Below are 761 nucleotides of genomic sequence, written 5' to 3' on the forward strand. Positions count from 1 at the left end.
CGGCACGAACGCGCATGTGGTGCTGGAGGAGGCTGAGGCGGTCGGGGAGTCGGAGGTGGTGGAGGGGGTCGCCGGGCCGGGTGCGGGTGCGGGTGTGGGTGTGGGTGTGGGTGGTGTTGGTGGTGTGGTGTTGTGGCCGGTTTCGGGGCGTGGTGAGGGTGCGTTGCGGGCGCAGGCGGCGAGGCTGTTGGAGGGGGTGGGGGGTTCTCCGGTCGAGGTGGGGTTGTCGCTGGCGGTGACGCGGTCGGTGTTCGAGGACCGTGCGGTGGTGGTGGGTTCGGGTGTGGAGGAGTTGCGGGCGGGGCTGGTGGCGTTGGCGGGGGGTGAGTCGGATGCGCGGGTGGTGCGGGGCAGTGTGCTGCGGGGGCGTACGGCGTTCCTGTTCGCGGGTCAGGGCTCGCAACGTCTTGGTATGGGGCGGGAGTTGTATGAGGCGTATCCGGTTTTCGCGGAGGCTTTCGACGCGGTTTGCGCTCACCTGGACACCGGGCTGCCGTGCCCGTTGAGGGAGGTGGTGTTCGGTGAGGATGCGGAGCTGCTGAACCGGACGGAGTTCGCGCAGCCGGCGCTGTTCGCTTTGGAAGTGGCGTTGTTCCGGCTGTTGGAGTCGTGGGGTGTGCGGCCGGACGTGCTGGCGGGGCATTCCGTCGGTGAGCTGGCGGCGGCGTATGTGGCGGGTGTGTGGTCGTTGGCGGATGCGTGTCGTCTGGTGGTGGCGCGTGGCCGGTTGATGCAGGCGTTGCCGTCGGGTGGTGCGATGG

The 761-nt window shown here is 69.6% G+C and carries 1 protein-coding gene; it reads left to right on the plus strand.

Annotated features, from left to right (window positions below; all coding sequences use genetic code 11):
• Positions 1 to 16 precede the first annotated feature (16 nt).
• Positions 17 to 761: acyltransferase domain-containing protein (locus IE239_RS41535; RefSeq protein WP_308435473.1), on the plus strand; the 745-nt coding region annotated here is incomplete at its 3' end.

The sequence above is a fragment of the Streptomyces humidus genome, from assembly GCF_014649655.1.
Lineage (GTDB): Bacteria > Actinomycetota > Actinomycetes > Streptomycetales > Streptomycetaceae > Streptomyces > Streptomyces humidus.